This window comes from Aeromicrobium sp. 10G20-16, from assembly GCF_055809665.1.
Genome location: NZ_CM147919.1, coordinates 2551741 through 2568360, shown reverse-complemented (window position 1 = coordinate 2568360; position 16620 = coordinate 2551741). Strand labels below are relative to the sequence as shown.

At 69.6% G+C, this 16620-nt stretch carries 17 protein-coding genes and 1 pseudogene; 9 read left to right on the top strand and 9 right to left on the bottom strand.

The features are described 5' to 3' along the window. Positions 1 to 77: 77 nt before the first annotated feature. Positions 78 to 2231: an RNA degradosome polyphosphate kinase gene (locus AC0L5F_RS13120; RefSeq protein WP_473313846.1), complete on the top strand. Its 2154-nt coding sequence runs from the start codon at positions 78 to 80 to the stop codon at positions 2229 to 2231. On the opposite strand, the gene AC0L5F_RS13115 is transcribed toward AC0L5F_RS13120, so the two are convergent. After that, positions 2228 to 3244, bottom strand: coding sequence for a hypothetical protein (locus tag AC0L5F_RS13115; RefSeq protein ID WP_473313845.1), 1017 nt, complete (start codon positions 3242 to 3244; stop codon positions 2228 to 2230). The two genes, AC0L5F_RS13120 and AC0L5F_RS13115, sit on opposite strands and share 4 nt — an antisense overlap. 53 nt (positions 3245 to 3297) lie before the next feature. On the opposite strand from AC0L5F_RS13115, the gene AC0L5F_RS13110 reads away from it, so the two are divergent. The 5 genes from AC0L5F_RS13110 to pstB all read left to right on the top strand — a co-directional run bounded on the left by AC0L5F_RS13110 (position 3298) and on the right by pstB (position 8469). Continuing rightward, positions 3298 to 4224, top strand: a complete 927-nt coding sequence (locus AC0L5F_RS13110) for an NUDIX hydrolase (RefSeq protein ID WP_473313844.1) — start codon at positions 3298 to 3300, stop codon at positions 4222 to 4224. 219 nt (positions 4225 to 4443) lie between these two features. Next, a complete protein-coding gene (gene pstS / locus AC0L5F_RS13105; RefSeq protein WP_473316193.1) occupies positions 4444 to 5535 on the top strand; it encodes a phosphate ABC transporter substrate-binding protein PstS in 1092 nt (363 codons plus the stop codon). A gap of 105 nt (positions 5536 to 5640) precedes the next feature. Then, entirely contained in the window at positions 5641 to 6585 is a 945-nt protein-coding gene (gene pstC / locus AC0L5F_RS13100; protein WP_473313843.1) for a phosphate ABC transporter permease subunit PstC, read from the top strand. Next, positions 6585 to 7661 (top strand): phosphate ABC transporter permease PstA, encoded by a 1077-nt coding sequence (gene pstA / locus AC0L5F_RS13095; RefSeq protein WP_473313842.1) that lies wholly within the window; start codon positions 6585 to 6587, stop codon positions 7659 to 7661. The genes pstC and pstA overlap by 1 nt, the downstream gene beginning before the upstream one ends. A 28-nt stretch (positions 7662 to 7689) precedes the next feature. Then, complete coding sequence (gene pstB / locus AC0L5F_RS13090) at positions 7690 to 8469, top strand: phosphate ABC transporter ATP-binding protein PstB (protein WP_473313840.1); 780 nt, start codon at positions 7690 to 7692, stop codon at positions 8467 to 8469. A gap of 347 nt (positions 8470 to 8816) precedes the next feature. Here pstB and AC0L5F_RS13085 read toward each other — a convergent pair whose 3' ends face one another. The 4 genes from AC0L5F_RS13085 to AC0L5F_RS13070 form a co-directional block, all read right to left on the bottom strand. Further along, positions 8817 to 9842, bottom strand: a complete 1026-nt coding sequence (locus AC0L5F_RS13085) for an anion permease (RefSeq protein ID WP_473313839.1) — start codon at positions 9840 to 9842, stop codon at positions 8817 to 8819. Positions 9843 to 9844: 2 nt separating this feature from the next. Next, complete coding sequence (locus AC0L5F_RS13080) at positions 9845 to 10462, bottom strand: DUF47 domain-containing protein (RefSeq protein WP_473313838.1); 618 nt, start codon at positions 10460 to 10462, stop codon at positions 9845 to 9847. A 105-nt stretch (positions 10463 to 10567) separates the two neighbouring features. Further along, complete coding sequence (locus AC0L5F_RS13075) at positions 10568 to 10720, bottom strand: hypothetical protein (protein ID WP_473313837.1); 153 nt, start codon at positions 10718 to 10720, stop codon at positions 10568 to 10570. A 115-nt stretch (positions 10721 to 10835) separates the two neighbouring features. Then, positions 10836 to 12287: an MFS transporter gene (locus AC0L5F_RS13070; RefSeq protein WP_473313836.1), complete on the bottom strand. Its 1452-nt coding sequence runs from the start codon at positions 12285 to 12287 to the stop codon at positions 10836 to 10838. Between the two features lie 89 nt (positions 12288 to 12376). On the opposite strand from AC0L5F_RS13070, the gene AC0L5F_RS13065 reads away from it, so the two are divergent. Together AC0L5F_RS13065 and AC0L5F_RS13060 are read left to right on the top strand one after the other, a co-directional pair. Then, positions 12377 to 13393, top strand: coding sequence for a YncE family protein (locus tag AC0L5F_RS13065; protein ID WP_473313835.1), 1017 nt, complete (start codon positions 12377 to 12379; stop codon positions 13391 to 13393). A gap of 53 nt (positions 13394 to 13446) precedes the next feature. Continuing rightward, on the top strand, positions 13447 to 13707 hold the full coding sequence (locus tag AC0L5F_RS13060; RefSeq protein WP_473313834.1) for a metal-sensitive transcriptional regulator: 261 nt from the start codon (positions 13447 to 13449) through the stop codon (positions 13705 to 13707). Positions 13708 to 13906: 199 nt separating this feature from the next. On the opposite strand, the gene AC0L5F_RS13055 is transcribed toward AC0L5F_RS13060, so the two are convergent. Next, the gene (locus tag AC0L5F_RS13055; protein WP_473313833.1) at positions 13907 to 14545 is read right to left on the bottom strand and encodes a methyltransferase domain-containing protein; all 639 of its coding nucleotides are present in this window, start codon (positions 14543 to 14545) and stop codon (positions 13907 to 13909) included. A gap of 77 nt (positions 14546 to 14622) precedes the next feature. Between AC0L5F_RS13055 and AC0L5F_RS13050 the strand changes: the two genes are divergently transcribed. Then, on the top strand, positions 14623 to 14814 hold the full coding sequence (locus tag AC0L5F_RS13050) for a YgaP family membrane protein (protein ID WP_473313832.1): 192 nt from the start codon (positions 14623 to 14625) through the stop codon (positions 14812 to 14814). Positions 14815 to 14985: 171 nt separating this feature from the next. Here the strand turns inward: AC0L5F_RS13050 and AC0L5F_RS13045 are convergent. The 3 genes and pseudogenes from AC0L5F_RS13045 to AC0L5F_RS13035 all read right to left on the bottom strand — a co-directional run. Next, positions 14986 to 15528, bottom strand: a pseudogene (locus AC0L5F_RS13045) (RNA polymerase sigma factor); the annotation flags it as partial. A gap of 40 nt (positions 15529 to 15568) precedes the next feature. Beyond that, entirely contained in the window at positions 15569 to 15772 is a 204-nt protein-coding gene (locus AC0L5F_RS13040; RefSeq protein ID WP_473313831.1) for a YgaP family membrane protein, read from the bottom strand. 38 nt (positions 15773 to 15810) lie between these two features. Next, positions 15811 to 16617: an MMPL family transporter gene (locus AC0L5F_RS13035; protein WP_473313830.1), complete on the bottom strand. Its 807-nt coding sequence runs from the start codon at positions 16615 to 16617 to the stop codon at positions 15811 to 15813. Between the last annotated feature and the right edge of the window lie 3 nt (positions 16618 to 16620).

Sequence of the window (16620 nt, the reverse complement as noted above, 5' to 3'; positions counted from 1 at the left end):
TATCGGTTGGCGAGCCGTGAGCGGCCTCGGTCGACCTTGTTCAGTCTGCGTTCACGTGGACCTGCCAAAATACGCGGATGGACACGTCAGACCTCTCCGTCGCCGCGCTGTCCGACGCCACGGCGGTGGAGTCGCCCGCCTCGCCTGACGAGTTCGACGTCGACCCGCCGTTCGACCCCGAGGTCGGGACGCTGCCGCCGGACCGCTTCCTCGACCGCGAGCTGTCCTGGACCGCCTTCAACGCCCGCGTCCTCGAGCTGGCCCGCGACGAGTCGATCCCGCTGCTGGAACGCGTGCGCTTCATGGCGATCTTCGCCAGCAACCTCGACGAGTTCTTCATGGTGCGCATCGCCGGGCTCAAGCGCCGCATCGCCGCCGGCGTCGCGGTGCCCACGGCAAGTGGCCTGAGCCCTCGCGAGGTGCTGTCGCGCAGCCTCGCGGCCACCCGCGAGCTCATGGAGCAGCACGCCGCGACCTACCACGACGCCATCGCCCCGGCGCTGCTCGGCGAGAACATCGCCCTGCTGCACTGGGACGACCTGACGGCCGAGGAGAAGGCCGGCATCAGCACCACCTACCGCGAACGCGTCTTCCCGGTCCTGACGCCGTTGGCGGTCGACCCTGCGCACCCGTTCCCCTACATCTCCGGCCTGTCACTGAACCTCGCCCTGGTCATGCGCAACCCCGCGACCGGCAAGGAGCACTTCGCCCGCGTCAAGGTGCCCCCGATCATCAACCGGTGGATGCCGGCCGACGCCGGCCGCTTCGTCCCCCTGGAGGAGGTCATCGCCGCCCACCTGGACCTGCTGTTCCCCGGCATGGAGGCCGTCGCCCACCACGCGTTCCGCGTCACCCGCAACGAGGACCTCGAGGTCGAGGAGGACGACGCCGAGAACCTGCTCAAGGCGCTCGAGCAGGAGCTGTTGCGCCGCAAGTTCGGTCCGCCGGTGCGCCTGGAGGTCGAGGAGTCCATCGACCCCGACGTGCTCGACACGCTGGCGTCCGAGCTCGGCGTCAAGGCCGACGAGGTCGTCCGGCTCCGGGGACCGCTGGACCTGCGCAGCCTCAACGAGATCGCCGACATCGATCGTCCCGACCTGCACTTCGACCCGTTCGTGCCCGGCACCCACCAGCACCTCGCCGAGGTCGAGACGGCAGCGCCCGCCGACCTGTTCAGCGCGCTCGGCAAGCGCGACGTCCTGGTCCAGCACCCGTACGACTCGTTCGCCACCAGCGTGCAGCGATTCATCGAGCAGGCCGCGGCCGATCCCCAGGTCCTGGCCATCAAGCAGACGCTGTACCGCACGTCCGGAGACTCGCCCATCATCGACTCGCTGGTCGACGCCGCTCGCAGCGGCAAGCAGGTGCTGGTGCTGGTGGAGATCAAGGCTCGCTTCGACGAGCAGGCCAACATCCGCTGGGCCCGCAAGCTCGAGCGCGCCGGCTGCCACGTGGTCTACGGCCTGGTCGGACTCAAGACGCACTGCAAGCTGGCGCTCGTGGTGCGCGACGAGCCCGACGGCCTGCGCCGCTACGCCCACATCGGCACCGGCAACTACAACCCCAAGACGGCCCGCCTCTACGAGGACTTCGGACTGCTCACGTCGGACCGCGCCATCACGTCGGACCTGACGCACCTGTTCAACAACCTGTCCGGCTTCGCCCAGGACTTCGCCTACGACCGGCTCATGGTGGCGCCGGCCGGGCTGCGCCGCAACCTCGTCGAGCTGATCGACGCCGAGATCGCGCACCACCGCGCCGGCCGGCCGTCCGGGATCCGGATCAAGGTCAACTCGATCGTCGACGAGGCGATCATCGACAAGCTGTACGAGGCCTCGCAGGCCGGCGTGTCGGTCAACCTCGTCGTGCGCGGCATCTGCACCCTGCGCCCCGGGGTCCCCGGGCTCAGCGACAACATCGTCGTCACCAGCGTCCTCGGGAGGTTCCTCGAGCACAGCCGCGTCTACTGGTTCGCGTGCGGCGGCGAGCCACAGGCATGGATCGGTTCGGCCGACCTCATGCACCGCAACCTCGATCGTCGCGTCGAGGTGCTGGTGCGCATCCCCGAGCAGCACCACATCGACCAGGTCGGCGGGTTGCTCGAGGCGATGGTCGACCCCGACACCCGGTCCTGGAGCCTCGGCCCGGACGGCGACTGGACCCGCAACGACGGCACCGTCGACATCCAGGCGTCCCTGATCGAACGCGCCAAGGCCCGCCGGTCGCGCTAGGGGCTGCAGCCCGCGAACACCACCGGCCCGGTGTCGGTCATGAACTGCTCGCCCTCGGCGGTCAGGGCGAAGTCGAGGCTCACGACCTCACCGTCCACCCGCGCTCGCAGGTCGCGCAGCGAGTCGGCCACCTGACCGGTCCGGCCGATGAAGGTGCCCGACGCCACCGCGGTGCGCACCGTCAGCTGACGACGGGCCACGTCGTCGGAGGCGAAGGCCGTCGCGAACACGATCCGGGACGGGCGACCGCCGACCAGTCCGCGCCCACCCCATCGGGGACTCGTCAACCGGCCCACTCCGCGGAGCGTGGTGTCGAGCTGTCGACGGGCGGCCTCGTCGTCCGGGTCGATCTGCGACGAGGCGCACAGCAGACGTCGTTCCTGCAGCAGCACCGACGTGGCCGCGGACAGCGGGGTCGCGAGTCCGGCGACCGAGCGATTCGCCAGCAGGGAGCGGCTCCGCAGCGCCCGTGATGCAGCGGCGAGCGAGCTGCGATCCGCGGCCGCCAGCACCAGGTCCCGACCGGGCACGACCCTGACCCACGCGAAGGTGGTGGCGAAGTCGGTGCTGACCCGGGCGGCATCGACCTCGACCACACCATCGGCGTCGCCCGCGCCGACGGCGATCTTCGCGAAGGTCCTCTGCGCCCGCTGTGCCGACACGTCGCCCAGGCCCAGGGCCAGCACGCCGCCGGCCTCGGTGCGCCCGAACGCCTCCCATCGCAGGTCCGAGACCGACCACCCCAGACGCTCGCGCATCTCGGTGTCCAGCGACGCGACGATCGAGCGCGCCGTCAGGCCCTCGAGCCCGGCGTCGGTGAGCGGCCGATCGATCCGCGACCAGTCGGTGAAGTCGACCGTGAGCGTGCCGGGCGGCATGGCGTCGAGCGCGGCCACCAGTGCTGCGCGCCGTGGTGCCCCCTGATCGTCGGTGCGCGAGAGCGCCCACCCTGCTCCGGCACCCGCGACCAGCAGGAGGAGGGCCAGCACGACGCGCAGCACAGCCGAACGCACCGTCGCCCCACCTCCGTCACCTGCTGTCCACCAACGGTGTGGAGAATACGGGCATGGCAAGCGAACGGATCATCACGGCCGCTGGCGGGATCGTCTGGAGACGGCGTGCCGTGTCCGCCCGCGAGCTCGGCACGACCGGCCGCTCCCCCGTCGAGCTGCTGGTGGTCCACCGACCGCGCTACGACGACTGGACGTTTCCGAAGGGCAAGACCGACCCCGGCGAGAGTCTGCAGCAGACCGCGGTGCGCGAGATCTGGGAAGAGGCCGGTCTGCAGGTCCGGCTGGGCCACCCCCTGCAGCGGGTCAGCTATCGCACGTCGTCCGGCACCAAGCACGTCAGCTACTGGATCGCCCGGCAGGTCGGTGGCACGGAGTCGACGTTCCGCCCCAACAAGGAGGTCGACGAGGTGCGGTGGGTGCGTCCGCGCGACGCCCGCAAGCTGCTGAGCTACTCGCACGACCGGGATCTGCTGGAGGAGTTTCGCTCGCTGCGCCAGGACGACGGCCACCGCACCAGCAGCCTGATCGTCCTGCGCCACGCCAAGGCCGTTGCCCGCGACGACTTCGACGGCGAGGACGCCGAGCGGCCGCTGACACGGTCGGGCACGGCTCGGGCTCGCCAGCTCGTGCCGGTGCTCGACGCCTACGGCGTGCGCCGCGTCGTCAGCAGCCCGGCCCTGCGCTGCGTCCAGACCGTCGAGCCCATCACCGACCGCATCGGCACGTTCTTGCAGATCGACGATCGCGTCAGCGAGCACACCCGAGCCGCCGACGTGCAGCGGTCCGTGCTCGCGCTGCTCGACGACAAGAAGGCCGCGGTGCTGTGCAGCCATCGACCCACGTTGCCGTGGATCTTCGACGCCATCGGCTGCGAGGGCTCGGACCTGTCACCCGGGCACGCCGTCGTGGTGCACCACCGCAAGGGCCGGGTCCTCGCGACCGAGCCGATCGAACGGCTCGCGTCCCAGCCCGAGATGTGATCGCCGGTCGCCGGCACAGGCGGTCTGGCCGAACAGCCGGTGAACAGCCGGCACGCCGCAATCGCAGCGACGGCATGACCTGGGCCACACGGCCCCGACCCAAGGTTGGAGCGTCGTTCACCTCTCGTTCATCTCGTGCGTGGGGGGCATACACCTGACGCTCCTACGGTGACCGGGTCAGAACAACCATTCCCATGGAGGGATCCCCCCGTGAACCGCATGTCTTTGCGCCTCACCGCTCCCGCGGTGACCGCCCTCGCACTCGCCGTCACCCTCAGCGCCTGCGGCGCGTCGAACGAGAACTCCGGCTCGACCGGCTCCGACTCGGGCAGCTCGCTCAGTGGCACGCTCAACGGTGCCGGCTCCAGCGCCCAGGAGGCCGCCGTCGGCGCCTGGAAGGCCGGCTTCCAGGGAGCCAACCCGGACGTCACGGTCAACTACGACCCCGCTGGTTCGGGCGCCGGTCGTGAGCAGTTCCTCGCCGGGGGCGTCGCCTTCGCCGGGTCGGACGCCTACCTCACCGACGAGGAGCTCACCTCCGCTGCCGACCGCTGCGGCGGCGACGTGATCGAGGTCCCGACCTACGTCAGCCCGATCGCGGTCATCTACAACCTCGACGGTGTCGACGACCTGAAGCTGGATCCCAAGACCATCGGCGCCATCTTCGAGGGCAAGATCACGACCTGGAACGACCCGGCCATCGCCGCGACGAACCCGGACGCCAAGCTGCCGTCGTCGAAGATCACGGCGGTCCACCGCTCGGACGACTCGGGCACCACGAAGAACTTCACGGACTACCTGGACAAGGCCTCCGACGGCGGCTGGACCGGCGGTGTCGTGGAGACCTGGCCCATCCAGAGCGGCGAGGCCGCCGAGGGCACGTCGGGTGTCGTCGCCGCGGTCAAGGGCGGCTCGGGCACGATCGGTTACGCGGACGAGAGCCAGGCCGGCGACCTCGGCAAGGTCAAGGTCAAGGTCGGCGACACGTTCACCGATCCGACCCCGGACGCCGCCGCCAAGACGCTCGACACCGCCACGCCGGTCTCCGGTCGCGCCGCGACCGACCTGGCCATCGACATCGATCGCAAGACGACCACGCCCGGTGTGTACCCGATCGTGCTGGCGTCCTACCAGATCGCCTGCCAGAGCTACGACGACGCCGCCACGGCCGACCTCGTCAAGGGCTGGCTGACCTACGTGACGAGCGCCGAGGGTCAGAAGGCCGCTGCAGAGGCTGCCGGTTCGGCTCCGCTGACCAGCGACTTCTCGGCCAAGGTCGCCGCGGCGATCAACACCATCAAGGGCGCCTGACCCGACGCGGGGCGCCCGGTCACGAGACCGGGCGCCCCGCACCCTTGGTTCAGCCAGCCATCTGTACAAGACTGCATCGATGGACATCCGCGAAAGGCAACGTCTGTGAGCACCACCTCGGATGCCGCCCCCGGCAAGGCTCCGGTACGCCCCGGTGACCGCATCTTCTCCAGCCTGGCGACGGGCGCCGGCGTCCTCATCCTCGCCACGCTGGCCGGAGTCGCGATCTTCCTGACGGCGGAGGGCGTGCCCGGCATGACCGCCTCGCCCGACGAGGTCAAGAGCGGCCAGAACTTCCTGCCGTACGTCGGCCCCCTGGTCCTCGGCACGATCATCTCGGCCGCGGTCGCACTGATCATCGCGACCCCGATCGCCATCGGCGTGGCCCTGTTCATCTCGCACTACGCGCCGCGTCGCCTCGGCCAGACCCTCGGCTACATGGTCGACCTGCTGGCGGCCGTCCCGAGTGTGGTCTACGGCCTCTGGGGCATCTTCGTGCTCGCCCCCGCCATGGCCCCCACCTACAAGTGGCTCGCCGACCACCTGGGCTTCATCCCGATCTTCGCCGGCCCGGCCTCGACCACCGGTCGCGCGCTGCTGACCGCCTGCATCGTCCTCGCCGTCATGATCCTGCCGATCATGACCGCCATCTGCCGCGAGATCTTCCTGCAGACGCCGCGCCTGCACGAGGAGGCGGCGCTCGCCCTCGGCGCCACGCGGTGGGAGATGGTCCGCATGACCGTGTTCCCCTACGCCCGCTCGGGCATCGTGTCGGCCGCAATGCTCGGCCTCGGCCGCGCACTGGGCGAGACTCTCGCCGTGGCCATGGTGCTGTCGGCCACCGCCGGCGTCGTCACCGCCACACTGATCAGCAGCACCAACCCGAGCACCATCGCCTCCAACATCGCCCTGAGCTTCGCTGAGTCCAGCGGCAAGTCGGTCAACGCGCTGATCGCCACGGGCCTGGTGCTGTTCGTCATCACCTTCCTCGTCAACTTCGCGGCGCGAGCCATCGTCGACCGCCGCAAGGAATTCTCCGGAGCCAACTGATGTCGACCCAGACCAAGACCCAGACCCGCCCGCTCCCCGGGGACATCGCCACGGCCCTGCGTGGTCGACAGCTGCCGTCCGCCGGCCCCACCGTCGTCGTGATGATCGCGGTGCTGGCAGGCGTCGGCGCCTGGCTCGCCACCGACAGCAAGCTGACCGGCGCCCTCGTGGCCTGGGCCCTGTGCTTCGTCGTTCCCGCCTGGTCGGTGGCCGTCGAGGGCACCCGCAAGGCCACCGACCGCCTGGTGACGCTGCTGGTGGGATCGGCGTTCGCCGTCGCCATGGTGCCGCTGCTCAGCATCTTGTTCACCGTGCTGAGCAACGGCCTCAGCGTCCTGGGTGTGCAGTTCTTCACGTTCTCGATGCGCAACGTGGTCGGCGAGGGTGGCGGTGTCTACCACGCCATCATCGGCACGCTGCTGATCACCGGCGCGGCCACCGTCATCTCGGTGCCGATCGGCCTGTTCGCGGCGATCTACCTGGTCGAGTACGCCGACAACAACCGGCTTGCTCGCTGGGTGCGGTTCCTGGTCGACGTCATGACCGGCATCCCGTCGATCGTGGCCGGACTGTTCGCCTACGCCCTGTTCGTGATCTTCTTCGGCGAAGGCGTCCGGCTCGGCATCGGCGGATCGGTGGCCCTGTCGGTCCTGATGATCCCGATCGTCGTCCGCTCGAGCGAGGAGATGCTCAAGCTCGTGCCCAACGAGCTGCGCGAGGCGTCGTACGCCCTGGGCGTGCCCAAGTGGCGCACCGTCGCCAAGGTGGTGCTGCCGACCGCACTGGCCGGCATCGTGACCGGCGTGACGCTGTCGATCGCCCGCGTCATCGGCGAGACCGCCCCGCTGCTGATCATCGCCGGTGCCACCGACTCGGTGAACTTCAACCTCTTCGGTGGCCGCATGGCGACGCTGCCGGTGTTCGCCTACTCCTCCCAGCGCAACCCGGGAGTGCCGCCGGAGTTCAGCATCGACAGAGCCTGGGGCGCAGCCCTGGTGCTGCTGCTGATCGTCATGCTGCTCAACCTCATCGCACGTCTCGTCTCGTACTTCTTCTCCCCCAAGGGTGAGCGCTGACCAGCGCTCCGGATCAAGGAATCAGTTCATGGCCAAGAGCATCGACGTCTCCGACCTCGACATCTACTACGGCGACTTCCTCGCGGTCGAGGGTGTCACCATCCCGATCGCCGCACGTTCCGTCACCGCCTTCATCGGACCGTCCGGCTGCGGCAAGTCCACCTTCCTGCGGTCGTTGAACCGCATGCACGAGGTCATCCGCGGCGCCCGCGTCGAGGGCAAGGTCCTCATCGACGGCGAGGACCTGTACGGCTCCGACATGGACCCGGTCAACGTGCGACGCATGGTCGGCATGGTCTTTCAGCGCCCCAACCCCTTCCCCACGATGTCGATCTACGACAACGTGCTGGCGGGGCAGAAGCTCAACAGCAAGCGCATGAAGAAGGCCGAGGCCGACGACATCGTCGAGCGGTCGCTGCGCAGCGCCGGCCTCTGGGGCGAGGTCAAGGACCGTCTGGACCGTCCCGGCTCGGGACTGTCCGGCGGCCAGCAGCAGCGCCTCTGCATCGCCCGTGCCATCTCGGTCGAGCCCGAGGTGCTGCTCATGGACGAGCCGTGCTCGGCCCTCGATCCGATCTCCACCAGCGTCATCGAGGACCTGATCCACGAGCTCAAGACCGAGTACACGATCGTCATCGTGACCCACAACATGCAGCAGGCCGCCCGCGTCTCGGACGAGACCGCGTTCTTCAACCTGGCCGGCGTGGGCATGCCGGGCAAGCTGGTCGAGGTCGGCCGCACCGAGGCGATCTTCTCCAACCCCACCGAGGCCGCCACCGAGGCCTACATCCAGGGCCGGTTTGGGTGAGCCGAGCGAGCTCTGCGAGCGAGCGCTCAGCCATGCCAGCGCAGCGTGAGCGTGCCGCGGCGTAGCCGCCCGACTGCGAGGCTGGGTGAACCGATTCGCGCTCTGCGCGAATCGCGTGAACCCATGCCAGCGCAGCGTGAGTCGTGCTGGCGCGCAGCGCCCCGGACGCGAGGCGGCTGAGCCGAGCGAGCTCTGCGAGCGAGCGCTCAGCCATGCCAGCGCAGCGTGAGTCGTGCCGGCGCGCAGCGCCCCGGACGCGAGGCTGGGTGAACCGATTCGCGCTCTGCGCGAATCGCGTGAACCCATGCCAGCGCGGCGCCTGACGCTCGCGCGCTGAGCGCGCTCGGTCAGGCGCCTTGCGGAATGAGCACGCGGAGCACGAAGTAGGACAGGGCCGCGACGCCCGCTGCTGCCGGGATGGTGATGATCCACGCGGTCACGATGCTGCGCGCGACGCCCCACCGGACGGCACTGAAGCGCTTGGACGCTCCGGCGCCCATCACGGCCGACGTCATGGTGTGGGTGGTCGAGACCGGGGCCTGCGCGTAGATGGCCATGCCGTAGAGCACCACGGCTGCGGTCGACTCGGCCGCGAACCCGCGGGGAGGGTCGAGCGCGATGATGCGGCGGCCCATGGTGCGCATGATCCGCATGCCACCGGAGAAGGTGCCCAGGCTGATGGCGCCGGCTGCGGCCAGGATCACCCACAGCGGGATGTCGTCGTTGGCCGACGTGTGCTCACCGGCGGCGATCAGGGCCAGCACGATGACGCCCATCGTCTTCTGGGCGTCCTGCAGACCGTGTCCCAACGACAGGGCTGCGGCCGACACCACCTGTGTGCGCCGGAAACCGCGGTTGACGGCGTGCGGATTGCGTCGACGCAGCGCCCACATGATGCTCGTCATGACCACGAAGGCACCGGTGAACCCGATGAGCGGGCTGAGCACCATGGGGATGGCGACCTTGTCGATCACCTTCTGCCAGTCGACGGAGACGCCTGCCGCGAGACCGACGCCGATCAGTCCGCCGATCAACGCGTGTGACGACGACGAGGGGATGCCGAAGTACCAGGTGATCAGGTTCCAGGTGATGGCCCCGACCAGGGCGGCCAGCACGACGGTGAGGGCGTGCTCGGGCGCGATGATCCCGTCGAAGCCGGCGAGGATGTCCTTGATCGTCTTGGCCACCTCGACGCCCAGCAGGGCACCGACGAAGTTGAGCACGGCCGCCATGCTCAGAGCCAGCCGCGGGGTCAGGGCGCGGGTGGACACCGAGGTCGCGATGGCGTTGGCGGCGTCGTGGAATCCGTTGGTGTAGTCGAAGAAGAGGGCGATGCCGATCGTGACGACCAGCAGGGTGAAGACGAGGTCCACGCTCAGGATTCCTTGACCGCGATCTGCTCCACCGTGTTGGCGACCGACTCGAGCGCATCGATGGCGTGCTCCAGCGAGTCGACGACGTCCTTGAGCTTCATCACCTCGAGCGACTTGAAGCTGCCACTGAACAGGTGGGCGACGATGCGGCGGTACGACCGGTCGCCCTGGTTCTCGAGCCGGTTGATCTCGATCCAGTACTCGTCGAGGTCCTTCATCGTGCGCAGCCGCGGCATGGCCTCGGCCGTCACGGCGGCGGCCCGCTGCAGCACCTCGACCTGGGGAGCGAAGTCGGCGGGCAGCTGGCCGAGCTCGTAGAGGTGGACCAGGTCGACGGTCTCCTCCATGAAGTCCATGACGTCGTCGAGGCTGCTCGCGAGCTTGTAGATGTCCTCGCGGTCGAACGGGGTGATGAACGTCGAGTTGGCCCGCCGCACGATCTCGTGGGTCATCTCGTCAGCCTGGTGCTCGGCCTCGCGCATGCGCTCGGCGAGCTCGTCGGCGTCGGCCTGCGGGTCCAGCAGGGCGGCCAGCAGCGCCGCCCCGTCGACCAGCTGTGCAGCCATCTGCGAGAAGAGGTCGTAGAAGGTCGTCTCGACCGGTCGAATGCGAAATCGCACCGCGTGCTCCCGTCAGTGTGGAAAGGCCACGCTCATGCTAGAGGCAGGTGAACGGCAGGCGTCAACTGAGTGCCGAAACGACGCAGGAACGGTGAATGCTGCCGGTCAGCTGGCGGCGGCGATGCCGAGGATCTGGTCGACCTCGCACTGCGACAGGTGCTGAGCGCAGCCCGAGGCGGCGATCATCAGACGGCTGGTCAGCTCGATCTCGTCCAGAGCGGCCGGGTCGAGCAGCGAACCCTCGAACGGATCGTTCATGCCGGCACTCCTGACGTCGTCTCGCGGGCCCCAACGGGAAATGCGCCCTGATGACCTCAGGGTAGACGGCGCCCGGGCGAGGCGGCAGCGGCTCGCTCAAAATGGCCCGGAGTGACTAGGCGCCGACCGTCGCGGAGGCCGACCTGCGACGCCGCACGATGTCGAGCAGACCCATCGCGAGGGCGAACGCGATGAAACCGATCGTGGCGTGCAGGCTGTACGACAGCGCCGCTGCGAAGTCGCCCCGGGTGGAGGCGACCCGCTCGAAGAACAGCGCGAGGATGACCGCCACGCCGAGCGCCGAGCCGATCCGCTGGGCCGTCTGCAGCAGGCCACCGCCGGCACCTGCGCGGACCGGGTCGACCTCCTCGAGGGCCAGGGTGATGTTGGGGGCGATGACCATGCCTCCGCCGACGCCGCTGGCGAACAGCGCCGGAGCCAGCCAGACGGCGACGTTGGAGTCGAGCCGCGGGACCTGGACGTCGATGACGATCAGCCCCACGACGATGAGCACGAGCCCGGCGACCACCATCGGGCGGCCGAACCGCTCGGTGTAGCGGCCCGCCTGCCAGGCGGCGAGGGCCGATCCGATCGCGAACGGCGCCTGCGCGAGGCCCGCCTGCAGGGCCGTGTAGCCGAGCCCCTGCTGCAGGTAGAGCGTCAAGATGATGAAGATCGACGTGAAGCCGGCGAAGTAGGCGGTGCCGAGTCCGAGGCCCAGCATGTACGACCCCACCTTCAGCAGCGCCAGATCGACCAGGCCCTCGCGGTCACCGGCGGTCCACCACCGCTCCCACACCACGAAGGCCACCAGCAGCGCGGCCGCCACGCCGAGCAACCACCACGGTCGATCAGCGAGGCTGTTGCCGTTGCCGCTGCGGACGAGCGGCAGCAGCACGAACAGCATCGCCGCGCCGAACAGCAGCACGCCCACCGGGTCGAGCGACTGCTTCTTGCCCTGCTCGGCGACCGGCAGGTACCGGCGGGCCAGCACCATGAGCGCGATGCCGATCGGCACGTTGACGTAGAACACCAGCCGCCAGCCGAACTCGGGCCCACCCAGCTGGACGAGCAGTCCGCCGAGCACGGGACCGATCGCCGTGGAGATGCCGATGGTGGTGCCGAACAGGCCGAACGCGCGACCACGCTCCGGACCCTTGAACAGGTTCTGGATGAAGCCCGAGACCTGCGGGGAGATCAGTCCGCCGCCGACTCCCTGCAGCACGCGGGCGGCGCCGAGCATCAAGGGCGTCTGTGCCGCGCCGCACAGCGCGCTCGCCGCCGTGAAGACGCCGACTCCCACGATGAAGACGGTGCGCCGACTGCGGGCGTCGCCGAGCCGACCGGCCGGGACGAGCACGATGCCGAATGCCAGGGCGTAGCCGGCCACGACCCACTGGATGGTGCTGTTGCCGGCGTCCAGGCCCTCGCGGATCGACGGCAGCGCCACGTTGACGATGCTGACGTCCAGCAGGGTCATCGCGCCGGCACCCAGACAGATGGCCAGGGCGTGCCAGCGGCGGGATCGTTCCTCGGGGGTCAGCTCAGGGGTCTGCGTGTCGGCCACCCGGTCCAATCTAGGACCCCCTTCCACCTGGCACAGTCCTGAGCCGCGCTCGGTCGGCGTGCCCGTCTCGGAGGGGGCAGACTCGCCCCATGAGCTCCACCCGGCGACACCGGACCACACGGGCACGTCTGCTGCTCGCATCGATGCTGGCAGCCACGCTGGTCGCCTCGGCCTGCGGCGGAGCGGACGAGCCGCAGGGCAAGAAGGCCGCCGAGCCCGGACGCGCACCGGAGGTCACGGCCAGGCCGGCCGGCGAGTCCACCTTAATCGGCGACCTGCCGCAGGGCATCGTCTACGACGACCAGAGCGGCCTGCTGGCCGTGGCGGTACGCAAGCCGTTCCGTCTGCTGCTGGTCGACGCCGACACGATGCGTGTCGTGAAGTCCGTCCCGCTGCCGGGCAAGGTGCGCCACCTGCAGGTCGCGAAGCCCGGTGGGCCGGTGCTGGTGCCGATCGAGAGCGCCAACCAGATCTGGGAGGTGTCCCTGCCCGGAGGCGAGGTGCGCGCCACGGACGTCGAGCGACAGCCCCACGACGCCGCCGGCGCCGCCAACGGCGATGTCCTGGTCGGGAACGAGTTCAGCGGCTCCATGTCGGTGGTCCGTGACGGTCGCGTGGTGAAGACCTTCGACGACCTGCTGCAGCCCGGTGGCGTCGTCGCCGACGGCAACACCGCCGCCGTCATCGACGTGAAGGACTACAGCGTCACCACCTACGACATCGCGACCCTGCAGCGGGTCGCCCGCGTGTCGGCCGGCGAGGGCCCCACCCACGGGGTGGTCTTGGGCGGCGGGCGCCTCGCGGTCACCGACACCCGCGGCGGCGACGTGCTGATCTACGACCTCGATCCTCTGAAGCAGGTGGGCGAGATCAAGCTCGGGGACCGGCCGTACGGCATCACGGTGGACCGCAAGACCGACACCGTGTGGGTCACGCTGATCACCAAGAACGAGCTGGTGGGCCTCGACGTCAGCCAGGACACCCCCACGGTGATCGCCCGCTACCCCACCGAACGTCAGGCCGACACCGTGGCCGTCGACCCGGGCAGCAGCAGGCTGTGGGTCACCGGCACCGCCGAGGGCCTGCTGCAGCGCATCGAGCGCTGAGCTGATACTCCACGGGGTATGGTGGAACTCATCTAGCTCCGAGGAGATGCGCCGTGAAGCTCGACCCCGATGACATGACCCCGGTCGTCAAGCGACTCAACCGCGCCCAGGGTCAGATCGGCGGCGTCGTCCGCATGATCGAGCAGGGACGCGAGTGCCACGAGGTCGTGGCCCAGCTCGCTGCGGTCTCGAAGGCGCTCGACCGCGCCGGCTTCGCCGTCATCGCCAGCGGCCTGCGCCAGTGCCTGGACAGCGACGACGGCGAGAGCATGGACGTCGCGGCCATGGAGAAGCTGTTCCTGTCCCTCGCCTGACAGGCTATACCCACCGGGGTATAGTGGTCATCGACGAAGGGATCACCCATGTGCCGAGCAGTCGCGTGCCGCCGATGCGGCAAGACCACCTGGGCCGGTTGCGGCCAGCACGTCGATTCCGTGATGCGCGGAGTCCCCAAGGCCGACCGGTGCGCCGGCCACGAGAACGAGGCATCCACCGGACTGCTCTCGCGAATCCTCAAGCGTTGACCACTCCGGCACGGCCGGTCACGAACCATCCGAACGGTCGCGCGACCCACAGCGTCGACGCATAGCGCTCACTCAGGTCTGGCGTGGACAACCCCGCGCGCTCCAGCTCGCGCGGGATGTCTCGGTCGAGGTGACATCCACCTGCCACCCGCCCCCACGCCGGCTGCAGCTGGCGCTGGACCTGCGCGACATGGTCGCCCGGGGCGAGCGAGTGCTCGACGAAGTGGAGGCGACCGCCCGGTCGCAGCACGCGTCGCACCTGCTCGAGGGCACCCTCGAGATCGGGGATCGTGCACATGGTCCAGGTGGACACAACGGCATCGACACTGGCGTCGGGCAGGTCGAGATGTGCGCCGTCGAGGCCGATCCGCTCGACCGGTCGACCGAACTGCTCGATGCTATCTGCCGCGCGACTCCACGCCAGGTCCGACGGCTCGACCGCGAGCACCCGCGCCACGCCGGGGTCGTAGTGCCCGAGGTTCAGGCCCGAGCCGAAGCCGAGCTCGAGCACGTCGCCGCTGGCTCCCCGCACCGCCTGGGCGCGCCATCTGCCGGTGACCCGTTCCCCCAGCACGACGTCGATCATGCGCGGCAGCAGCCGCTGGTCCCACCACGTCACACGATTCACGACCCCATCGTGTCCGATCCGCTCGGGAAGTGCGTCGAAGAAGGTGACACCACCGTCACACCACCCGAGGAGACATCATGTCCATTCCCGAACTCATGAGCACCCCGACCGGTCGAGGCGCCCGCATCCTCGTCGGCGTCGGGTTGATCCTCGTCGGCCTGCTGGCCGTCGGCGGCACGGCCGGCATCGTCATCGCCGCGATCGGCATCGTGCCTGTTCTGGCCGGGGTCTTCGACGTCTGCCTGATCGCTCCGCTCCTGCGCCGGTAGGCCGAACAGGTGTCGCAGCGAGCTGCGCACGGTCTCGGCCGCTCGCGCCGAGACACCCGACCCCGACACGCCCTGCCCTGCGACTGCGCCGCCGGCCACTCGCAGGGCGTGCAGCACCAGCGGGCAGGCGAGACAACCACGGACGTGGTCCTCGAGCACCGACACGTGCGCCCCGTCGAGGCGCCCGTCCAGAAAGGCGAGAACGTCGCGGCGGGCGTCACGACACGCGTCGGACGTCCGGGGCGGGACCGGGGCACCGTCCGTGAGCGACACCTCACGGATGAGTCGGTCACGGGCACGCTGTACTCGCTTCTGCGCAGTCGCACGGCTGCATCCCAAGACCTCGGCGACGTCAGCGACTGGCCACTGCTCGACGTCGCGCAGCACCAACGTGATCCGATCGTCCGCGGCAAGCCGGGCGAGGGCAGCACGCACCTCCACGGCCCCTTCGAGGCGAGCCCACCGGGAGTCGGCGCTCGCCGGGACAAGCCCGGCAAGAACCACGGCGGGGTCCGGTCGTGATCGCCGCGACAGATCGATGGCCCGATGAATCATGATGCGATGGACCCACGTCGCCCAGGCCGCGTCACCGCGAAACGAGGCCCGCCGGGACCATGCCCGCTCGAGGGCGTCCTGCACGAGGTCCTCGGCCGACACCCCCGGTACGCTCAGCCGGCTCGCGTATGCACGAAGTCGCGGCGACGTCTCCTCCACGAGCCGCTCGAACTCCGCATCGTCCACGGCAACGTCCGAATCAGCGCTCGCAGGAGTGCGCCGGCACACCCGCCCGTTGCATCAGCGCCGCCGCCGGGCACCAGCCGGTGAGGCTGGACTGCAGCAGGTTCAGCCCCACGAAGCCCGCCATCAGCAGCCACCACGCCGAGAACAACAGACTCAGGGTGACGCTGACGAGGATCACGGTTCCGGCCAGGGCCAGGACGGCACGATCGGTGGTCATGAGATCTCCTCGAATGTCGGGGGCGTCGGAAAGGGGCGTCAGTGCGAGAACGTGATGTTCGGCAGCACGCGACGAAGCCATGCCGGCGACCACCAGGCGCCGTGAGCGGTCAGCCGCAGGATCACGGGCAGCAGCACCAGCCGCACCAGCGCGGCGTCGAGCAGCACGGCGACGCCCAGGATGATCCCCATCTCCTTGGGCGGTAGCGGCTCGGCGAGGGCGAAGGTGAAGAACACCGCCACCATCACCGCTGCCGCTGCGAAGATGACCCGGCCCGAGTGAGCCAGTCCGTCGACCTGGGCGTCCTTGGCACTGCCCGACAGCTCGTAGTGCTCCTTGGCGGTCGCGAGCAGGAAGACCGTGTAGTCCATGGCGATCGCGAAGATCATGGCGAAGAAGAACACCGGCGCCCAGCCGTCGAGGAATCCCTGGGGCTCGAAGCCCAGCAGGCCCGACCCGAAGCCGTCCTGGAACATCAGCTTCGCGACCCCGAAGGCCGCTGCGGTCGACAGGAGGCTGACCAAGGTGCCCAGCAGGGCGATGAGCGGAGCCTGCAACGCCACCAGGAGCAGCGCGAAGCCGAGGACGAGGACGATTCCCACCACGAGGGGGAGATAGCGGTCGAGTGCGGACTGCAGGTCGAGGTTCTCGGCCGGCGCTCCGCCGACGACGGCATCGGCGGGCAGATCGGCGCGGGTCGCGTCGAGGATGTCGCCGAGCTCGGGCGACGACGGATCCACCGACGGGATCGCCTGGACCATCACGTAGTCGCTGCCGTCGGTGGCCGCCTGGGCCGGTCCGACCATCGTGTAGGCATCGCCCTGCGCGAGCAGCGTCTCCCGCACCTG

Coding starts and splice junctions, on each gene's coding strand:
- AC0L5F_RS13120 (WP_473313846.1), top strand. CDS start 78: ATGGACACGTCAGACCTCTCCGTCGCCGCGCTGTCCGACGCCACGGCG.
- AC0L5F_RS13075 (WP_473313837.1), bottom strand. CDS start 10,720: ATGAACGATCCGTTCGAGGGTTCGCTGCTCGACCCGGCCGCTCTGGAC.
- AC0L5F_RS13040 (WP_473313831.1), bottom strand. CDS start 15,772: ATGACCACCGATCGTGCCGTCCTGGCCCTGGCCGGAACCGTGATCCTC.
- AC0L5F_RS13065 (WP_473313835.1), top strand. CDS start 12,377: ATGAGCTCCACCCGGCGACACCGGACCACACGGGCACGTCTGCTGCTC.
- AC0L5F_RS13110 (WP_473313844.1), top strand. CDS start 3,298: ATGGCAAGCGAACGGATCATCACGGCCGCTGGCGGGATCGTCTGGAGA.
- pstS (WP_473316193.1), top strand. CDS start 4,444: ATGTCTTTGCGCCTCACCGCTCCCGCGGTGACCGCCCTCGCACTCGCC.
- pstA (WP_473313842.1), top strand. CDS start 6,585: ATGTCGACCCAGACCAAGACCCAGACCCGCCCGCTCCCCGGGGACATC.
- pstB (WP_473313840.1), top strand. CDS start 7,690: ATGGCCAAGAGCATCGACGTCTCCGACCTCGACATCTACTACGGCGAC.
- AC0L5F_RS13050 (WP_473313832.1), top strand. CDS start 14,623: ATGTCCATTCCCGAACTCATGAGCACCCCGACCGGTCGAGGCGCCCGC.